The 13905-nt window shown below is 69.8% G+C and carries 14 protein-coding genes; 13 read left to right on the plus strand and 1 reads right to left on the minus strand.

The features are described from left to right. Nucleotides 1-56 precede the first annotated feature (56 nt). The 4 genes from BMZ38_RS11875 (at nt 57) to BMZ38_RS11890 (ending at nt 3222) form a co-directional block, all read left to right on the plus strand. On the plus strand, nt 57-494 hold the full coding sequence (locus BMZ38_RS11875) for a hotdog fold thioesterase (protein WP_091337721.1): 438 nt from the start codon (nt 57-59) through the stop codon (nt 492-494). A 52-nt stretch (nt 495-546) separates the two neighbouring features. Next, nucleotides 547-1494 carry a serine/threonine protein kinase gene (locus BMZ38_RS11880; RefSeq protein ID WP_091337724.1) on the plus strand — a complete coding sequence of 316 codons (948 nt, stop codon included), beginning with the start codon at nt 547-549 and terminating at the stop codon, nt 1492-1494. Between the two features lie 69 nt (nt 1495-1563). Beyond that, the gene (locus BMZ38_RS11885; RefSeq protein WP_091337728.1) at nt 1564-1998 is read left to right on the plus strand and encodes a hypothetical protein; all 435 of its coding nucleotides are present in this window, start codon (nt 1564-1566) and stop codon (nt 1996-1998) included. 36 nt (nt 1999-2034) lie between these two features. Then, nucleotides 2035-3222, plus strand: a complete 1188-nt coding sequence (locus BMZ38_RS11890; protein ID WP_091337731.1) for a class I SAM-dependent rRNA methyltransferase — start codon at nt 2035-2037, stop codon at nt 3220-3222. Between the two features lie 153 nt (nt 3223-3375). Here the strand turns inward: BMZ38_RS11890 and BMZ38_RS11895 are convergent, their stop codons facing one another. Then, nucleotides 3376-4569: an NAD(P)/FAD-dependent oxidoreductase gene (locus tag BMZ38_RS11895; RefSeq protein WP_091337734.1), complete on the minus strand. Its 1194-nt coding sequence runs from the start codon at nt 4567-4569 to the stop codon at nt 3376-3378. Between the two features lie 120 nt (nt 4570-4689). On the opposite strand from BMZ38_RS11895, the gene BMZ38_RS11900 reads away from it, so the two are divergent. The 9 genes from BMZ38_RS11900 (at nt 4690) to BMZ38_RS11940 (ending at nt 13890) form a co-directional block, all read left to right on the plus strand. Next, nucleotides 4690-5760: a DNA topoisomerase IB gene (locus BMZ38_RS11900; RefSeq protein WP_091338364.1), complete on the plus strand. Its 1071-nt coding sequence runs from the start codon at nt 4690-4692 to the stop codon at nt 5758-5760. 44 nt (nt 5761-5804) lie between these two features. Continuing rightward, entirely contained in the window at nt 5805-7244 is a 1440-nt protein-coding gene (locus tag BMZ38_RS11905; protein ID WP_091337737.1) for a DNA recombination protein RmuC, read from the plus strand. Between the two features lie 251 nt (nt 7245-7495). Then, on the plus strand, nt 7496-8095 hold the full coding sequence (gene folE, locus BMZ38_RS11910; RefSeq protein ID WP_091337740.1) for a GTP cyclohydrolase I FolE: 600 nt from the start codon (nt 7496-7498) through the stop codon (nt 8093-8095). A gap of 55 nt (nt 8096-8150) precedes the next feature. Next, entirely contained in the window at nt 8151-9308 is a 1158-nt protein-coding gene (locus BMZ38_RS11915; RefSeq protein ID WP_091337744.1) for a GGDEF domain-containing protein, read from the plus strand. A gap of 39 nt (nt 9309-9347) precedes the next feature. Next, nucleotides 9348-9683, plus strand: coding sequence for an EF-hand domain-containing protein (locus BMZ38_RS11920; protein ID WP_091337747.1), 336 nt, complete (start codon nt 9348-9350; stop codon nt 9681-9683). 168 nt (nt 9684-9851) lie between these two features. Continuing rightward, nucleotides 9852-11159, plus strand: coding sequence for a TCR/Tet family MFS transporter (locus BMZ38_RS11925; RefSeq protein ID WP_091337751.1), 1308 nt, complete (start codon nt 9852-9854; stop codon nt 11157-11159). Nucleotides 11160-11175: 16 nt separating this feature from the next. Then, nucleotides 11176-11688 (plus strand): DUF1993 domain-containing protein, encoded by a 513-nt coding sequence (locus BMZ38_RS11930; RefSeq protein WP_091337755.1) that lies wholly within the window; start codon nt 11176-11178, stop codon nt 11686-11688. A gap of 159 nt (nt 11689-11847) precedes the next feature. Continuing rightward, entirely contained in the window at nt 11848-12060 is a 213-nt protein-coding gene (locus tag BMZ38_RS11935) for a hypothetical protein (protein WP_091337758.1), read from the plus strand. A 186-nt stretch (nt 12061-12246) separates the two neighbouring features. After that, on the plus strand, nt 12247-13890 hold the full coding sequence (locus tag BMZ38_RS11940; protein WP_091337762.1) for an NAD(P)/FAD-dependent oxidoreductase: 1644 nt from the start codon (nt 12247-12249) through the stop codon (nt 13888-13890). Nucleotides 13891-13905 lie beyond the last annotated feature (15 nt).

Raw genomic sequence — 13905 nt, forward strand, 5'->3', positions numbered from 1 at the left:
CGCCGCGACGGTGGCGGACGGACAATGCACGCTTTCCCCCAAGGCGATCCACCACCATGGCGATCTGGAAGCAGACACCGGACCTCGAGCGCATCAACGCCTGGAGCGAGAACACGCTGATGCAGGTGCTCGGCATCCGCTTCACCGCGATCGGCGAGGACTGGCTCGCCGGCACCATGCCGGTGGATGCGCGCACACACCAGCCGTTCGGGCTGCTGCACGGCGGCGCCTCGGTGGCGCTGGCCGAGACGCTGGGCAGTTCCGCCGCGTTGCTGACGCTCGATCCGGAGCAGGAGGTGGCGGTGGGACTGGACATCAACGCCAACCACGTACGCGGCGTGCGCAGCGGGGTCGTCACCGGCACCGCGAAGGCGCTGCACCTGGGGCGCTCGACGCAGGTGTGGGAGATCCGCATCGAGGACGAGCAAGGCGCGCTGGTGTGCATCTCGCGGCTGACCATGGCGGTAGTGCCGCGGCGGGCGGTGGTGCGGTGAACGCGCTTCTGGCTCCCTCCTCCCCATCCTTGGTCGAAGACGGGAGAGGCAGGTGAGTATCGCCACCCCCTACGCCAACCTCACCCCCGACCTCGTCCTCGACGCCGTGGGCGCCTGCGGCCTGTGGCCGGACGGCCGCCTGCTCGCGCTCAACAGCTACGAGAACCGCGTCTGGCAGGTCGGCATCGAGGACGGCGCGCCGGTGATCGCCAAGTTCTACCGGCCGGGCCGCTGGAGCGACGCGGCGATCGCCGAGGAGCACGCCTTCGCCCTCGAACTGGCTGCGGACGAACTCCCGGTGGTGGCGCCGCAGGCGTTCGGCGGACGCACCCTGCTCGCCCACGGCGGCTACCGCTACGCGCTCTACCCGCGCCGCGGTGGCCGCGCGCCCTCGCTGGAGTCGGCCGAGCAACTGCAATGGCTGGGACGCCTGATCGCACGCCTGCACGTGGTCGGTTCGCGCGCGCCGTTCGAGCACCGCGAGCGCATCGACCGCGCCACGCTGATCGAGCGGCCAGCGCGGGCGGTGCAGGCCTCGCCGCTGTTGCCGCCGCACCTGGCCGACGCCTACCGCGCCGCCGTGCGCCGGCTCGATGAGGCGGTCACTGCGCGGATGGAGGCGATCGGCCCCCTACGCCAGCTGCGCCTCCACGGCGACTGCCATCCCGGCAACCTGCTGTGGACCGACGACGGCCCGCACTTCGTCGACCTCGACGACGCGCGCACGGGTCCGGCGGTGCAGGACCTGTGGATGCTCGCGCATGACGACGCTGCCATGGACGCTCTGCTGGAGGGCTATACCAGCATGCGCGACTTCGACCCAGGCGAGCTTGCGTTCATCCCCGCATTGCGCGCCATGCGCCAGGTCCACCACGCCGGCTGGATCGCCGCCCGCTGGGCCGATCCGGCCTTCCCCGCGGCCTTCCCGTTCGCCGCCGAACCGCGCTGGTGGGAGCAGCACCTGGCCGACCTGCACGAGCTGGCCGACCCGCTGGGCTGAGGCGCAGACGGCGCGCCGCAAAATCGGCACACTGCGCGCTCCGCCAACCGTGTCCCGGAAACATCCCGCATGCGCAGCTTCCTCTTCCGCCTGATCGGCATCCTCGAAATCGCCGGTGGCCTGTACGGCGCTGCGGGCGCGCTGCGCCGGCTGCTTCTGATGGGCTCGACCTACGACGCTCTGCACGCGCTGCTGGCGTTGATCGCCTTCGGCTTCGTGCTGGTGGCAGGCGTGCTGCTGGTCGAGGGCAGCGAGCGCGGCGTGGCGTTCTCGCGCGTAGCGCAGCTGCTGCAGCTGCCGCTGCTGGCCACGCCGGTGTTCAGCTACGCGCTGCACGCGGGCGGCTTCCTGAACCTCTACACGACCTTGCACCTGGCGCGGCCGTGGCTGGACTGGAGCTTCGGCACGCAGGGGTTCGTGCTGGCGATCGCCGGACCGTCGGTGTCGCGCGTGGGCGTGAACCTGCTGGCGCTGGTGTCCTGGCTGGTGCTGAAGCTGCGATAGGTTCGGGCGCACGGCAGCGCCGGGTATCATGGCGCGATGAACACCCCCGCCCCGCAGGACTCCGCCGCGCTGCCGCGCATCCGCCTCAAATCCGATCGCTCCCCGGGCCATCCCTGGGTGTGGTCGGCGCAGGTGTACAAGCCTGAACAGCGGCTGCCGCCGGGCAGCGTGGTCGAGGTGGTGGACAGCAAGGACCGCTTCGTCGGCCGCGGGTTCTGGAATGGCCACGCGCGCATCGCGTTGCGCCTGCTCACGAACCGTCCCGCCGAAGCGATCGACGCGGCCTGGATCGCCGACCGCATCGCCCGTGCCGTGCAGCTGCGCCGCGAGCTGCTGCAGCTGGACCGCGCCAGCGACGCCTGGCGCGTGGTGCACAGCGAGGGTGACGGCCTGTCCGGTCTGGTGGTGGACCGCTACGCCGACATCCTGGTGATCGAGTACTTCGCCGCCGGCATGTGGAAGTTCCGCGAGGCGATCCACGCCGCGCTGCTGGAACACTTCCCCGGCGCGCGGCTGTACTGGTTCGCCGAGAGCCACGTGCAGAAGCAGGAATCCTTCGATTGCCGCAGCCCCGAGCCGCCGGCGCCGGTCGAGGTGCATGAGCATGGCCTGGCTTTCCACGCTGCGCCGGGCTATGGCCACAAGACCGGCTTCTTCGCCGACCAGCGCGAGAACCGCCGCCGCTTCGCCGAACTGGCCCGCGGCCGACGCGTGCTCGACCTGTGCTGCAATTCCGGTGGCTTTGCGGTGCACGCGATGGCTGCGGGCGCGCGCGAAGCGACCGGCGTGGACATGGATGCCGGCATCCTGGAGATCGCGCGCGCCAATGCCGCGGCCAACGATCTGGCGGTGCAGTTCGAGCAGGCCGACATCTTCGACTGGTTGCGCCAGGCCGTGGCCAACGGCGAGCAGTACGACGCGGTGATCCTCGATCCGGCCAAACTGACCCGCGACCGCAGCAAGGTGTTCGACGCGCTCAAGAAGTATTTCGCGATGAACCGGCTGGCGCTGGACGTGATTCCGCCCGGCGGCCTGCTGCTGACCTGCTCGTGCACCGGGCTGGTCGCCGAGGCGGATTTCCTGGAGATGCTGCGCCGCGTGGCGCTCAACGCCGGCCGCGAGATCCAGGTGCTGCAGATGGCCGGCGCCGGCGCCGACCATCCGGTGCGCGCCGACGTTCCGGAAGGCCGCTACCTCAAGGCAGTGTTCTGCCGGGTGGACTGAGGTTCGCGGGCCCTCATCGAAACGCCAGTTTGGCCTGCTCGTCGCGGTCATCGGGCGTAAGCCGGGCGTTGCCCAGGATTCCCCCGACATGTAGCGGTGCGCGTTCGCGCGACCGATGCGCCTCTATCGGGAGTGCGTGGAACGCCCGCACACTCAGCCGTCGTGCGAAATGCACCCGCGCAGCGAAGCGGGGTCGAATGGCCCCGGCTGGGCGATCAACGCCCGCGCGGCATCGATCTGGCCCCATACGTTCCACAGCAGTACGCCGCGCACGCGGCCGTCGTCGAGGTAGTAGACGACGCCCTTGCGGTGCGGCTCGCTCCAGTCCTCGACAAGCTCCAGGCGCGCGTCGAGCAAGCCCACCGCCTCATAGCCGAGATCGAACAGGTCCGAGTAGAAATACGGCAGCGTCGTGTACTCCCCGCCGGCGCCGGCCATCGCGCGGCCGGCGTGCGCACCCATCTCGACCGCCGCGTTCTCGTGTTCGACCCGCAGGCGCCGGCCCAGTGACGGACTGAAGAAACTGGCCAGGTCGCCTGCGGCCCAGATGTCCGGATCGCTGGTGCGCAACTGGCCATCGACCACTACGCCATCGGCCACGTCCAATCCAGCCCACTCCGCCAGGGCAGTATCGGGGATGACCCCCAGGCCGGCGACCACCGCGTCCGCGCGCAGGCGGCGGCCATCGGAGAGCACCAGCTCGACGCCCTCCTTGCCGGCACGGCCGTCGACCACCTTGACGCCGGGCAGCAGCTCGATGCCGCGCTCGCGGTAGTAGTCGTCCAGGAAGGTCGCCAGCGCGGGTGGATAGCGGCCGCTGCCGATCGATCCAGCCGGGAACAGCATGCTCACCTCGCAACCCACGCCGGCAAGCGAGGCGGCCAGTTCGCTGCCGATGAAGCCGCCACCGACCACCGCGATGCGTGCGCCGGCTACGGCCAGGCGGCGCAACTGACGGTAGTCGTCGACGGTGCGGAAATCGATCACGCGGTCGCTGCCGGCGAAGGGCAAGCGCCGCGGCGTGGCGCCGGTGGCCAGCAGCAGGCGGCGATAGCGCCAGCTGTCGCCATGGTCGTCGTGCGCGCAGTGCCGGTCGCGGTCGAGCGTCTGCATGCGGCGGCCCAGATGCAGCTCGGCACCGCTGGCAGCGGTGCCCAGGTCGATCGACGCCAGCGTCCTGTCACCTTTCCACAGCGCCTTGGACAAGGGCGGCCGTTCGTAAGGCGGCGCGGCCTCCGCACCCACGATGCCGATACTCGCCGCGGCATCATGGGCACCGATCGCCTTGGCTGCCGCATCGGCGGCCATGCCGCCGCCGACGATCAGGTAGTCGTATGCGTATTCCATGTGGCCGCTCCCATGGCTGCTCACCGGCCATCATGCGCCGGTTTGCGCGACGCGGGCGCCACGCTGGTGCAAAGCCGCGTGCACGCCGCCTTGATCGAGGCCGCCGCCACACTCGCATCGATGAACAGCAGCCCCATCGATGTCGACCCGGCCCTGCGCGCGCAGGCGCGTGCGGCCGGCCTGGTCTACGTCAGCGATGTGCAGCCGGGCATTCGCCGACTGCGCCGAGGCAGGCATTTCAGCTACCGCGACGCGGATGGCCAACCGGTCACCGACAAGGCCGAACTGGCACGCATCCGCGCACTGGCCATTCCGCCCGCCTACGAGGATGTGTGGATCTGCGCCAACCCCGATGGCCACCTGCAGGCCACCGGCCGCGATGCGCGCGGGCGCAAGCAGTATCGCTACCACCCGGACTGGCGCGCGCTGCGCGACGACGGCAAGTTCGATCGCATCCTGGCCTTCGGCGCCGCGCTGCCGAAGCTGCGTCGGCGCACCCGCCGCGACCTCGGGCTGCCCGGCCTGTCGCGCGAAAAGGTCCTGGCGCTGCTGGTGCGCCTGCTGGACGAGACGCTGATCCGCGTCGGCAACGAAGCCTACGCGCGCGACAACAAGAGCTATGGCCTGACCACGCTGCGCTCGCGCCACCTTCGCGTGGCGCGCGGCCGGTTGCGCTTCTGCTTTCGCGGCAAGAGCGGCCAGGAGCAGGAAGTCGAGCTGGACGACCGGCGGCTGGCGCGCATCGTGCGCCGCGTGCAGCAGTTGCCGGGGCAACGGCTGTTCCAGTACCTGGACGACCAGGGCGAGCGCCAGCCGATCGATTCGGGCATGGTCAACGACTACCTGCACGAGGCCTGCGGCGAGGTCTTCAGCGCCAAGGACTTCCGCACCTGGGGCGGCACCGCCCACGCCGCCGGCGTGCTGGCCTGCACGCCGTTGCCCGAAAAGGGCGGCGAACGCGCGCGCCGCCACGCGCTGGTGGAAGCGGTCAAACAGGTGGCCGCGGTGCTGGGCAATACGCCGGCCGTGTGCCGCAAGTCCTACATCCACCCCGAAGTGTTCGAAGGCTGGCGCGACGGCAGCCTGCACCGGGCGATCACCCCGGTCTGCGCCGGACAACCGCGCCAGCTGGAACGGGCCACGCTGCGCTTCCTGCGGCAGCGGCTGAAGCCGAAGCGTCGCGGCGGCTGAGACGGCTGCGCGTAAACTGGGCGGGTAGCTGCCGGAACCCTGCCATGCCCCTCGCCGACGTCCTCCTCGCCCTTCTGCTCCTGGCCACCTTCGGCGTCCTCGCGCTGCAAACGGTGCTGCTGCGCCGTGGCCGGCCCGACGAAGGCCTCGCCAGCCGCCTGGATGCGCTCAAGCACGATGGCGAGCGCCTCGAGCGCGCGCTGCGGGAGGAACAGCGCGCCGGCCGCGAAGAGCTGCAACAGGGCTTCGACCGCTTCCGCAACCACGTCGCCGAACAGCTTGGCGGCATGTCTGCCCAGCAGGCCGAGCGTATCGATGGTTTCGCGCAACGCCTGGACGCTCTCACCACGCGTACCGACGCCGGCCTGCAGGGCCTCGCCCAGCGCCTCGCCGAGGATGCCCGCAAGAGCCGCGAGGAGGTGAGCCTTACCCTCGCCCGCGCCGGTGAACAGCAACGTCAGCAGCTGGCCGCGCTCACCGCCGACAACGAAAAGCGCATGGGCGAAGTACGCACCACGCTGGAGGCGAGGCTCAAGGCTTTGCAGGACGACAACACGGCCAAGCTCGAACAGATGCGCGCCACCGTCGACGAGAAGCTGCAGAGCACGCTGGAAACGCGCCTGGGCCAGTCTTTCCAGCTGGTGTCCGAGCGGCTCGAAGCAGTGCAACGCGGCCTGGGCGAAATGCAGAGCCTGGCCAGCGGCGTGGGCGACCTCAAGCGCGTACTGAGCAATGTAAAGACGCGCGGCATCCTCGGCGAAGTGCAACTCGGCGCGCTGCTCGAGCAATTGATGACGCCCGAACAGTACGAATCGAACGTGGCGACCGTGCCTGACAGCAAGGAACGGGTCGAGTTCGCCATTCGCATGCCTGGCCAGCAGGACGGCGGGGTGCTTTACCTTCCGATCGACGCCAAGTTTCCTGTCGAGGACTACCAACGACTGCTCGATGCACAGGAGGCCGCAGACGTTGAAGCGGCTGCGTTGGCTGGTCGCGCACTGGAAGTACGCGTGCGGGAGGAGGCCAAGCGCATCAGATCCAAGTATGTCGCCGCCCCGCACACCACCGATTTCGCCGTACTGTTCCTGCCCACCGAGGGCCTGTATGCCGAAGTGATCCGACGCCCCGGCCTGTTCGAAATGCTGCAACGGGAGCACCGCGTGGTGGTCGCCGGACCGACTACGCTCAGCGCGCTGCTCAACAGCTTGCAGATGGGGTTCCGCACGCTGGCGATCGCCCAGCGCAGCTCCGAGGTCTGGAGCATCCTGGGGGCGGTCAAGACGGAATTCGGCAAGTTCGGCGGCATCCTCGAATCAGCGGTCAAGCAGGTGGACACTGTCCGCAACACGCTGCAGAAGGCCTCCGGCAAGACCACGACCATCACGCGCAAGCTACGCGGCGTGGAGACGCTCTCGGGCGAGGTCACCCAGCAGCTACTTGGCCTGGCGCCCGAAGTCGACGACGTCGAGGAAGACGCGGTCTGATGCAAATTGCGCCCTTTCCTCCGCAGAGGAGGTTGGGGTGAGGGGGCGCTCTTGCGAAGAGCCGATCCGCGCGCTCTCGTTCGTTCGCAAAAGCGCAGCAGCCACCTTCCCCGCGAACCCAACCCTTACCCAAACCCTTCCCGGTTTTCGATATAGGACGGGCTTCCGAATCGGCGAGCTTTACACATGGTCAAGCGGCATCACGTGGCAGCGGACGCTAAACTGTCACGTCCGCAAGCCGAGGCATCCGCATGAGCGACCCCAGCACCCCCAACGACGTCACCCAGGCCCAGGCCGAGGAAGCCGTACGCACGCTGCTGCGCTGGGCCGGCGACGACCCCTCCCGCGAAGGGCTGCTGGACACGCCGCGGCGCGTGGCCAAGGCGTATCGCGACTGGTTCTCCGGGTATGCCGACGATCCGTCCGAATTCCTCAAGCGCACCTTCAAGGAGGTCGAGGGCTACGACGAAATGGTGGTGCTGCGCGACATCGAGTTCGAGAGCCATTGCGAACACCACATGGCGCCGATCATCGGCCGCGCCCACGTCGGCTACCTGCCGACCAACCGCGTGGTCGGCATCAGCAAGCTCGCCCGCGTGGTCGAGGGCTACGCGCGCCGCTTCCAGGTGCAGGAGAAGCTCACCGCGCAGATCGCCCACTGCATCCAGGAACATCTCAGGCCCGCCGGCGTGGCGGTGGTGATCGATGCCAGCCACGAGTGCATGACCACCCGCGGCGTGCACAAGCGAGGCGTGTCGATGGTCACCAGCCAGATGCTCGGCGCCTTCCGCGACGACGCGCGTACCCGGGCGGAGTTCCTGCAGTTCATCGGGATCCACGGCGCCCGTTGAAGTTTCGCCGGCTTCGGCCGCTACAGGGGGCGCGATTCCAACGGCCCCTCCCCACGTGCGTTTCGACCTTGCCACCCTCAGCCTGCTCGGCGCCCTGCAGGCGCTGCTGCTTGCGCCGCTGCTGCTGGTGGCCACGCGTGCCTACACCGGCCGTGCGCGCACCAGCCTGCGCATCTGGGGCACGGTGCTGCTTTTGCAGTCGCTGGGCTGGCTGCTGGCCGCGCTGCGCGGGCAGGTCAGCGACTGGTGGTCGATCGTGCTGGCCAACGGCGTACTGATCGTGTCCTACGCCGAAACCGCGCGCGCGTTGCGGCTGCTGCTGGGCGTGCCGCAGCGGCGGGCCTGGCTGGCCGCGATCGGCCTGGCCGCGTGGCTGGGCATCGCCTGGTTCGGCATCGTGCAGCCGGATTACCGCACGCGCGTGTGCATTGCCGCCGCACTGGTGGGGTGCTACCTGGCCATGCTGCTGTGGCCGCTGCGCCACGCCCTGCGCTCCGGCGGCTCGACGGCGCAGCGTGTGATGCTGCTGGTGCTGGCCGGCGCCGCCGTGGCCTGGTGCCTGCGGCTGCGCGAGCTGGCCACGGTGCCGCAGGTCGGGCTGCTGCTGGCTACGCCCGCCAACGTCGTCAACATGGTCTACGGCACGCTGGAGCCGGTGTTCGCCAGCCTCGGGTTCCTGCTGATGTACAACGAGGCCGCGCAGGCCGAACTTCGTCGCCTGGCCCGCACCGATCCGCTCACCGGCATGCTCAACCGGCTGGCGCTGGACGAGGAGGGACAGCGGCTGTTCGGTGGCGGCGACGCACTGGCCGCCCTGATGCTCGATGCCGACCATTTCAAGGCGATCAACGACCGCTTCGGCCACGCCGTCGGCGACCACGTGCTGGCGGCGCTGGCGAACGGCATCGCGGCGCTGCTCCGGCCGGGCGACGTGCTCGGACGCGCCGGCGGCGAGGAATTCCTGCTGTTGCTGCCGCGCAGCGACCTGGCCTCCGCCATCGCGCTGGCGGAGGTATTGCGGGCCCACGTGGCGACGATGTCGCTGGAGCTGGACCGGCAGGTGCAGCCGATCACCGTGTCGATCGGCGTGGCGGTGCGTACGCCGGACGACCGCGACATGGCTGGCCTGGTGCGGCGTGCCGACCGCGCGCTGTACCAGGCCAAGCACGCCGGCCGCAACCGGGTCGTTGCCGCGGACGCGCTGGTCGCCTGATGCTTGCCGCTGCCACGGGCAGCCTGCTCCAATGCGCCGATGCGCCGCCTGCTCCCGCTGCTCGCCCTGCTTTGCACGGCCGCCCACGCGGGCGACTATCCCTCCAGCGTGTCCGCCTACCTGGCGCGGTTCGACCAGGACGGCGACGGACGCGTCGGGCCGCAGGAATACGTCGATTACCTCAGCGCCGGGTTCCGCGCCATGGACGCCAATGGCGACGGGGTGCTCGAAACCGATGAACTGCCGCCCGGGCCGCGCCGCATGCCACGAACGCTGGCCGCTTTCCAGGCCGACCTGCGCGCGCAGTTCCGGCGGATGGACCGCAACCACGATGGCTTCCTCAACGCGCGGGAGATGGCGCAGCCGCCGCGTTAGTTGCGGGTGCCATCGAGGTTCCGGACTGCCGGCCTGGAACCGGCCCCACGGGTCGGTACCCGGCCGCGGCTTTTGGCGACCTGCGTGCACGCCCGTCGTGCCTGCCGCGCAGCAATCGGGCCGCAGCGATGCGCTATCGTGCGCGCTTCACCCGCCAGCCACGCGCGCATGGACCCGACCCACACCGTACTGAGCGACACGCGCCGCCGCGCGGCGGTGGCCTTCATCTTCGTCACCGTGCTGCTGGACATGCTGGCGTTCGGCATCGTCATACCGGTACTGCCGCACCTGATCGAGCAGCTGGCCGGCGGCGGCATTGCGAAAGCCGCCTGGTGGGTGGGCGTGTTCTCCACCGTGTTCGCGGTGGTGCAGTTCGCCTTCTCCCCCGTGCAGGGTGCGTTGTCGGACCGCTTCGGGCGGCGACCGGTGATCCTGATCTCCAACCTGGGGCTGGCCGTCGATTTCGTGGTGCTGGCGCTGGCGCCGACGCTGTGGCTGCTGTTCGTCAGCCGCGCCCTGCTGGGCATGACCGCGGCAAGCTTCACCACCGCCAACGCCTACATCGCCGACATCACGCCCACGGAAAAGCGGGCGGCAGCCTACGGCATGCTCGGCGGCGCATTTGGGTTGGGCTTCATCGTCGGGCCGGGCCTGGGCGGTTTCCTCGGCGACATCTCGCTGCGGCTGCCGTTCTGGGTCGCCGGCGCGCTGGCGCTGTGCAATTTCCTGTACGGGTTTTTCATCCTGCCCGAGTCGCTGCCGAAGGAGCGCCGCACGCCGCGCTTCGAATTGCACAGTGCCCACCCGCTGGGCTCGCTCAAGCTGCTGCGGCGCCATCCGCAGGTGCTCGGGCTGGGGGTGGTGATGTTCCTGGTGTACCTGGCGCACTACGTACTGCAGACCACCTTCGTGCTGTACGCGGACTACCGCTATGGCTGGGGCCCGCAGGCGGTCGGCTTCGTGCTGATGCTGGTGGGGGCCTGCGACGGCTCGGTGCAGGCATTCCTCACCGGCCGGCTGACGCCGCGCTTAGGCGAGCGGCGCGTGCTGCTGGCCGGCATGGCCTGCGGCATCGGTGCGTTCCTGCTGATGGGCGTGGCCGGCCAGGGCTGGCTGTTCCTCGCCGGCATCCCGCTGATGGCGCTGTGGAGCCTGTCCGGACCGCCGATCCAGGCGATCATGACGCACCAGGTCGACCCGTCCGAACAGGGCCGGCTGCAGGGTGCGATCACCAGCCTGGGCAGCTTCGCCGGCATCTTCGGCCCGTACCTGTTCGCGCAGGTGTTCGCCTTCTCGATCGCGCCCGGCTCGCCGGTGCACCTGCCCGGGCTGGCCTTCGTGCTGTCGGCGCTGCTGCTGGCCGTCGGCACGGTGATTGCCGCGCGGGTGACCGCGCATACCGCACCCCTGGCAGGCGCAACGGACATCCCCGACGCGGATGCGCCGCACGCGCTGCCGCACGATTCCTCCCACTGACGACAAGGAGTTTTCCATGACGCTTTCCATGTACCAGGCTTCCGTTCCCGTGTTCGTGCGCGCGCTGTCCAACCTCGCCCACGTGCTGAAGAAGGGCGAGGCGCACGCCAAGGCCAGGAACGTCACCGACGAGGTGCTGCTGGGCACCCGCCTGATCCCCGACATGCTGCCGCTGACCAAGCAGGTGCAGATCGCCTGCGACATGGCCGCGCGCGGCACCGCCCGGCTGGCCGGCGTGGAACCGGCCTCGTTCGAGGACAACGAGACCACGCTGGAGCAGCTGTACGCGCGCATCCAGCGCGTGATCGATTACGTCCAGGGCTTCAAGGCCGAGCAGATCGACGGCAGTGAGGGCCGCGAGATCCATCTGAAGATGCGCAACGGCGAGATGGACTTCAAGGGCCAGGATTACCTCTTCGGCTTCGTGATCCCGAACCTGTACTTCCACTGCACCACCACCTACGTGATCCTGCGCGAGGCAGGCGCGGAGCTGGGCAAGACCGACTTCATCGCCGGCGCGCAGCAGTGACCTGCCGGGCGCGACGGTTCGCCGTCGCGCCTTGCTGAACGCATCCGGTGCGCCGGTTTTCCGGCACGTCGCAAAGCGTGACCGGGCGCACACTCGCCATCGACGGGTGGCGCGCGCCCTGCTTGTACTGGCCCGAGTTTCCAACCATCGGGCCAGTCCATGGACAAGTACTTCGAATGCATCATCGCCGGCGGGCCGCAGCACGGCCTCGTCTACCGGCGCCCGGTCGATCCGTGCCATCCCACGCCGCTGGCGGTGGTCACCGACGATGGCGAGCTGTGCACGCCGGCCGCGCGCAAGTACGGCTCGCGCGTGGTGCTGCTGCACCCGCAGGCCACCGGCGAGCAGTTCCGGACCATTCTCGCGGCATGACCGACGTGCCGCGTCACCGCCATCCGGCGACGCGGACGCGGCGACCTGAGCCCCTGGGGGCAATGGCTGCCAAACCACGTCACCCGGCGCCCTCGCCTTGTCCCGGCGAGCCCGGGACGCGGACAATACGCAGCCTGGCGTAACCACGGCCGTCCTGGTCGTGGTGGCCCGATCCCGTGCGAGCCCATGCTGCGACTGACCGACCTGAAGCTTCCCCTCGACCATCCGCCCGAAGCCCTGGCGGAGACGGTGCGCGCGCGCCTGAAAGTGCCGGCTGCCGCGGTGCGCGGCATAAGCGTGTTCCGCCGCGGCTATGACGCACGCAAGCGTGGCGCGATCGCGCTGATCTACACGCTGGACGTGGCGGTGGCCGACGAGGCCGGGGTGCTCGCACGCTTCGCCGACGACCGCCACGTGCAGCCCACGCCCGACACCAGCTACCACCCGGTGGCGCGGGCGCCGCAGCGGCTGGAGCATCGCCCGGTCGTGGTCGGCTTCGGCCCGTGCGGCATCTTCGCCGCGCTGATTCTGGCCGAGATGGGTTACCAGCCCATCGTGCTCGACCGCGGCAAGGCGGTACGCGAGCGCACCAAGGACACCTGGGATCTGTGGCGCAAGCGCAACCTGCATCCGGAATCGAACGTGCAGTTCGGCGAGGGCGGCGCCGGCACCTTCTCCGACGGCAAGCTGCACAGCCAGATCTCCGACCCGCACCACCACGGGCGCAAGGTGCTGACGGAGTTCGTCAAGGCGGGCGCGCCGGAGGAGATCCTCTACGTCAGCAAGCCGCACATCGGCACCTTCCGGCTGGTGACGATGGTGGAGAACATGCGCGCGACGATCCAGGCGCTCGGTGGCGAGATCCGCTTCGACCAGCGCGTGGCGGACCTGCTGGTCGAGATCGACGCCGACGGCGCGCGGCACGTGCGCGGCGTGCGGCTGGCCGGTGGCGAGGCATTGCGCTCGGACCACGTGGTGCTGGCCGTCGGCCACAGCGCGCGCGACACCTTCGAGATGCTGCACGCGCGCGGCGTCCACCTGGAGGCCAAGCCCTTTTCGATCGGCTTTCGCATCGAGCATCCGCAATCGGTGATCGACCGTGCTCGCTTCGGCCCGCAGGCCGGCCATCCCATCCTCGGCGCGGCCGACTACAAACTGGTCCATCACGGCAACAAGGCCGGCCAGAGCGGGCGCTCGGTGTACAGCTTCTGCATGTGCCCGGGCGGCACCGTGGTGGCGGCGGCCTCCGAGCCGGGTCGCGTGGTGACCAACGGCATGAGCCAGTACTCGCGCAACGAACGCAACGCCAATGCGGCGATCGTCTGCGGCATCACGCCGGAGGACTTCGCGCCTTATGGCGAAGGGCCGCTCGCCGGGATCGCGCTGCAGCGCCACTGGGAGTCGCACGCCTTCGCGATGGGTGGCGGCGACTACACCGCGCCGGCACAGCGGGTGGGCGACTTCCTCGCCGGGCGGCCCTCGCAGGCGCTCGGCGAAGTGCTGCCCTCGTACAAGCCGGGCGTGCACCTTACCGACCTGTCCACCGCCTTGCCTGACTACGCCATCGGCGCGATCCGTGAGGCGTTGCCGGCGTTCGACCGGCAGATCCGCGGTTTCTCGATGCACGACGCGGTGCTGACCGGCGTGGAAACGCGCACCTCCTCACCGGTGCGCGTTCGGCGCAACGAAGGCGACTACCAGAGCCTCAACACGCGCGGGCTGTTCCCCGCCGGCGAAGGCGCGGGGTATGCCGGCGGCATTTTGTCCGCCGCGGTCGACGGCATCCGTGTGGCTGAGGCGGTGGCGCTGGCGATCAACGCATCGCGATAGTTGCCTCGCGGTAGA

Origin of the sequence: Frateuria terrea, from assembly GCF_900115705.1 — a bacterium.
Taxonomy (GTDB): Bacteria; Pseudomonadota; Gammaproteobacteria; order Xanthomonadales; family Rhodanobacteraceae; genus Frateuria_A; species Frateuria_A terrea.